Here is a 5706-nt window from a genome sequence, read left to right as displayed (position 1 = left end):
ATTTTCAAACATTTGTACTACAAATCATTCTGAATCTCATGAAGATATAGCTTGATCCAATATATCTTGACCACTTTGGCTTGCATTTACTACTCCACTTCATAATGAAAAAATTATTGCTGTTAACAATACTGTTTTTGGATTTGTGTTTTGTCTCATATTTTCTGCAAATTCTTTTAATGATTCTGGTACTTTTCATACTTGCTTCATAACTTCTGACAATCTTTGTTTTGTATTATTTACAAGAGTTTGTTTATTTGTATCTACTTGTTCAACTGTTTCCATATTTTGATTCATTTTTTCTGTCATAATTTTTTGATTTTTAAGAAATTAAATATTTTTTATTATTAATCATTTATTTCTTTATGTCAAGTATATTTGTTTTTTATTTTTTGTCAAATATTTGGAATGGTTTTTAGAATTGGGTGAGGGAGTTTGGAAAAAGACAAAAGAAAATGAGTTTTATTCTTTATGTTCAAGAAAAGATAGCGTTTTTATAAAAAATTAGGTTAAAATTTATTTTCAATATTTCAATATATTAATTATAAATAATTAATTGTTCTGTGTTTGAATCAAACTCAATCTCAGACATCAAAGGCAATGTTATCATAGGTTCTGTATGTCAAATAGGGAAATTTAGTAAAACTGGATAATCTTTTTTATTAACAAATTTTTTAATAAGTTCATACAGTTTTTCTTTTTCATTATCATCATATCAGTAAGGCACACTAACTATTAATCAAGATATTTTATCAAATAAATTTATATTATCTAAATCAGTTAAATATGAATCTAAATTAGATATTGATATTCATTTTCAAATTTCACTTCATTCAGGTAAATCTATAAAATAAACTTTATCTTCTGGATCTATCCAATATTCAGTTCATATTAAATGATTAACACTGGGAACACATCATCAAATAATTTTTGATTTTACATAACCCCTTCTTATCCATTTAAATCAATCTATATTATACACCTTTCTTTGTCTTTTTAAATCTTCTTTATTAAGCCAATTTAATAACTCATCTGTATAATAATTAATTTTGTCAATACTTATTTTTCCTCACTCTGTTAAGGTTTTTAAAAAATATTTTCTTGAATACTCAAACATTTCTGGATACTCTCAAAATTCTGTTATTAAGCAGGGTCAATAATAAGTTTGTAATTTAGCTTTATTATAAAATGCATAGTGTAAAACAGTTATATCAGAATATCAAACAAACACTTTAGGATTATTTTTAATTATTTCATAGTCAATTTTTTTTAATAATTGATTGCTATGATTTCATCAAACTGTACATATTATCGCCTTCACATTTTTATCTAAAAACATTTCATGTATATCATCTACTCTTTGTTGAACTGTTCAAGAAACATATCAATCATTATTCTTAGAATTAGAAGCAAATTTTACATTAAATCATAATTTTTTAAGCATATTAATTCAATTATCAACTCTATGTGGAAATATAGGACACAATCAAGCTGAAGGAGATATAATTCATATAGTATCTCATCTTTCAAGTTTTTTTGGAATTATTAAATTCATATTATTAAATAAGGTAATTAAATAATAAATAATACCACTGCAAGCTATGAAGAATTTTTAGATTAAAAATAATTAGCAATAAAATCAGTAGATAGTGTAGAAAAAAATGCCTTTTCTTTATTTTGAGTTGTCAGTTTGCTAGCCCATTCAGGACAATATCCTCAATTCATAAAATCCACTTCACTTCATGATATTCAATTAAATGTAAAAGAATTATATTGTCATATTCAAGTAGTTCTTCCTAAATTAAATTTAAATTTTAATCATAATTGTTCATATTTTTTTTCTATATAGATTAAACGTTCATATATTTTTCTCAAATCATTTATATTATTGTGTAAATTATATGTTTCAACAAAATCAATATTAATCTTAGAAAGATCCCAAACATATGGAGAGATATCAATACCTAAAAATTCAAATAATTATAGTTGACTGCCGTTATTTTCAATTGGATGCTTTAATTGATACTCTCTGAATTTCTGTAATTCTAAATCAATATCATTACATTCAACATGTGATTCAAATAATTTTCTAGTAATTCTCATATCAGACAAATATATATCTATATATCTCATGTTTATATAACCATTTTCTTTCAAACTCATCAATGTTTTTAAATATAATTCAAGCACTTCTATTGTTGCTTCAGAAAAAAAGGACACACTATTTCACTTCCTTCAAAATACACCATTTTGACAAACTCTGAGAAATGGACTACATACTTTTCAATTAATATACATAATTTGATTCCTAACTAATACATTATTTGAACATAATGATACTTTTTGATTTATTTTTTCTTTTGTTTGTGCCCCAAACAATTCTTTTCTTTTTTCTGCTCCAAGAAGAGCTATCACAGAAGCACCATCTGACATGACATCATGTCATTTTATGCTGGACAATCATCTATTAGGACTAATGCCAGAAAGAAATGTATTTAATCACAGAGGATTTAAAGGAGAAAGTTCTACTAATTCCATATCATCGTCCATATTTTGTGAAATAGTTTGTTCTATTAATATTTTTTTATGAACATTTTCTTCTTTTGGCCTACAAAATCTTGAATTTTGTCGTTGTCTCATTACATCTTTTAAACTAGTGTTTTGAACTCTTCTTCAAAAGATTGTAGATAGAAAAACATATAAAGACTCTTCATCAAGTCAAGATAAATAATCAATAACATCTTCTCACATCTCTCACAAAGACAATACTTTATGCAATTTTTTTTGCATCAAGTCTTTATAAGATTGTGATTTATTTGAAGAAGTATCATTGCATTCCATTGTTTTTTTTATACCATTGTTAGTATCATTTATATTTTATATATTAATAATTAAATTTATAATATTTTATTTCTTATAAAAAGCTAAAATATTTAAACCTCTATTTACAAGAGTTTTATTAGAATTATTTTCCATTTCTAAACTATATATTTCGTTAAAAAAATCTTTATCTTCTTCTAGTTTCAAAGATATTTTACTCTTTTGAGAATTATTAGGATCCCAATCTTCATTTTGTGGTTTTAAATATATAGTAACTCAATATCATCATACACAATTTAATCAATTTTGCTTTCATAGTTCTTCAAAAGTTTCAATACTATATGTATTTAAATAAGGTAACATATCATTCCATTTTACAAGTTGTTCATTATTTAATTTAGACAATTCTTCTTTATCAGCCATATAATTATTGATTTTTGAATCAATAGCATTATGAAAAGCATGTCACATAATTAAAGCTTCTCAATTAATTTTTAAAATTTTTTTAATTTGTCAAATAACTAAACTTGAGTTATCAACAAAGCTTATAGGACTATAAATACTAATACACAAATCAATTGAATTATCCTCAATTAAATTTATATCTTGTAAATCTCATTTTATAAATTTAACATTATCATATCATTGTAAATTTTCTTTTGCTTTATTTAACATACTATCAAATAAATCATAAGCAATAAACTTAATTTTTTTTCATTTATTTTTATTTATAATTTTCTTGATCCATCTTCCTGTTCAACATCATGCATCCAATATCATAAATTCTTTTCAATCATACAATTTATCAATATGTTTCTGTATAATACTTTCAATAATCGCATCTGACAGTTTCCAAAAACCTAAACTATCCGCATTATCAACATTTTTTGAATACTTATCAAAGAAACTGGTAAGAATATCTTTTTTCATAATATTATAATTAATAAATAAAATAATTTTACTTTTTAAGGATTAGGAACTAAATGAGTTCTTGGAAAAACAGTTGCTTCATAGATATATGGTTGGTTTGTAATCCATTGAGTAAGTCTTTGCCATCACATTCAAAATCAACTAGTTACTTCATAATCTCAAAAATCTCTTGTTTGTAAATATGGCAAATAATCATTTTCTGGAAGATTAAATATTTCAGCTTTTTTTAGTAAAACATTTTTATCTTTTATTCTCTCTCAAGCTCAAATAGTTTCTCTAAATCAATAAAGTATAAAATCTGCATTTTTTGCAACTGGAACTCAATCAATTTCTTCTTTTGCTATAGCATGATAAAAAGGAATTTGTAACATTGGAAATTTTTCAACAATTACATTACTTTTTAATATTTCTGTTAATTTTACTTCCTCCCAAGTTCAAAAGTTTTTTAAACTAAAGTCTTTATATTTTTCATCTCAAGTTTCCTTGTAAAGTAAATTTAAAGCTTCTCTAAATCAAATTCTTGTAGATCATTTATTTACTAAATCAATTTTATTTTTTAGTTCTTCTTCTGATAAGAAAAATAGTAAATCCTCTCTGTTATTTTTTACTAAAAAATTGAAAATATTTTCAAATAATCACATAAAAACTTCTATATTTCATTCTGAATCAACTTTTCATTCATACTCTATATGTTGAAATTCAGATAAATGTGTTGCATCAGATTTTTCTTTTCTAAAAGAATTATAGATACTAAAAACTTGATCTAATCATTTTATAAGTAATTGTAACTCTAAGTAAAATTGAGAACTTTCAGATAAAAATATTCTTCTATCATTTCAAAACCAATTTGGAAGTTCAATTGGTAAAGTATCTGTTGTATAATCTAATTTTTGTCATGCATATACTTCTCATGGAGAAGATATCATAAGAGTTGTAAGTGGTAAATTAGTCCATTTTACTCATAATTTAACAAAATATTCTACAGTTGCTTGAAATATAGTATTGTCTATATTTGCAATATGCAAAAACATTTTTTCATTTTTAACTCTTGAAACTCTGTTTTCAAGTAAAGAAGTTTCAACTTCTTTAAAATTAATTTTTTGAGATTTGTTTATGTTATTTCAAACATACTCAACCTCTCAATTATTCAAAGCTTTGTAAACAATGTTCTTAAAATTAAAAAATAAAACTATTGATTTTATACTAATTTTTGTTTTAAATTCAACTTTTTCTAAAAATCATTTTTCCTTATTCCTTTTTCTCCCCCCAAAATTGCCCGAATAGGGCAAAAAAAGTTTTTGGTTTCGCTGATTTTCAGTATTCAAGATGATATTTCAGTAAAACAAAAATTAGATGTTGCCTAACTGTTCTCTTTCTGCTCTTAATCTTTCTTGTCTTTTTTCAGATACTCATATAATCATTTTATTTTTTTGTCTGTTTTGTCAACATTACAATTCATCTCATCCAAGAGATTCTCATACTGCTGACAATCTCTTATCAAATTTGGATCTAATCATAATATACTTGCCAATTGTTTCAATTCTTTATAATCTTTATTTTCAAACATTTGCACTACAAATCATTCTGAATCTCATGAAGATATAGCTTGATCCAATATATCTTGACCACTTTTACTTGCATTTACTACTCCACTTCATAATGAAAAAATTATTGCTGTTAATAATACTGTTTTTGGATTTGTGTTTTGTCTCATATTTTCTGCAAATTCTTTTAATGATTCTGGTATTTTTCATACTTGCTTCATAACTTCTGACAATCTTTGTTTTGTATTATACTAAAAATATTTTGCTTTTTTAGTAAGAATAGTTATAATATTTATATTTATAAATAATGAAAATATTATGATAGAAAAAATAAAAGAAATAGAGTTAAGAGAAAAAACTGAAAAAAGCTGAAAATCATTAAAAAGATTACAATGTTTAAGATTTAGATTAG

The 5706-nt window shown here is 23.7% G+C and carries 7 protein-coding genes; all 7 read right to left on the bottom strand.

What is annotated here, in order from left to right; translation table 25 throughout:
• Positions 1-309 (bottom strand): hypothetical protein (locus VAMP_RS04480; RefSeq protein ID WP_213349759.1); only part of this gene is annotated, 309 nt, incomplete at its 3' end.
• Between the two features lie 229 nt (positions 310-538).
• Positions 539-1555 (bottom strand): S66 family peptidase, encoded by a 1017-nt coding sequence (locus VAMP_RS04475; RefSeq protein ID WP_213349758.1) that lies wholly within the window; start codon positions 1553-1555, stop codon positions 539-541.
• A gap of 62 nt (positions 1556-1617) precedes the next feature.
• Entirely contained in the window at positions 1618-1875 is a 258-nt protein-coding gene (locus tag VAMP_RS04470; protein ID WP_213349757.1) for a hypothetical protein, read from the bottom strand.
• 105 nt (positions 1876-1980) lie between these two features.
• Entirely contained in the window at positions 1981-2841 is an 861-nt protein-coding gene (locus tag VAMP_RS04465; protein WP_213349756.1) for a hypothetical protein, read from the bottom strand.
• 66 nt (positions 2842-2907) lie between these two features.
• Positions 2908-3750 (bottom strand): class I SAM-dependent methyltransferase, encoded by an 843-nt coding sequence (locus VAMP_RS04460; RefSeq protein ID WP_213349755.1) that lies wholly within the window; start codon positions 3748-3750, stop codon positions 2908-2910.
• A 35-nt stretch (positions 3751-3785) separates the two neighbouring features.
• Positions 3786-5039 (bottom strand): amino acid--tRNA ligase-related protein, encoded by a 1254-nt coding sequence (locus tag VAMP_RS04455; protein ID WP_213349754.1) that lies wholly within the window; start codon positions 5037-5039, stop codon positions 3786-3788.
• Positions 5040-5131: 92 nt separating this feature from the next.
• Entirely contained in the window at positions 5132-5527 is a 396-nt protein-coding gene (locus tag VAMP_RS04450; protein WP_213349753.1) for a hypothetical protein, read from the bottom strand.
• Positions 5528-5706 lie beyond the last annotated feature (179 nt).

This window comes from Candidatus Vampirococcus lugosii, assembly GCF_018420025.1.
Classification (GTDB): domain Bacteria; phylum Patescibacteriota; class Gracilibacteria; order Absconditabacterales; family Absconditicoccaceae; genus Vampirococcus; species Vampirococcus lugosii.
The sequence above is the reverse complement of the archived record's forward strand: the minus strand, read 5'-3'. Positions and strand labels throughout refer to the sequence as shown.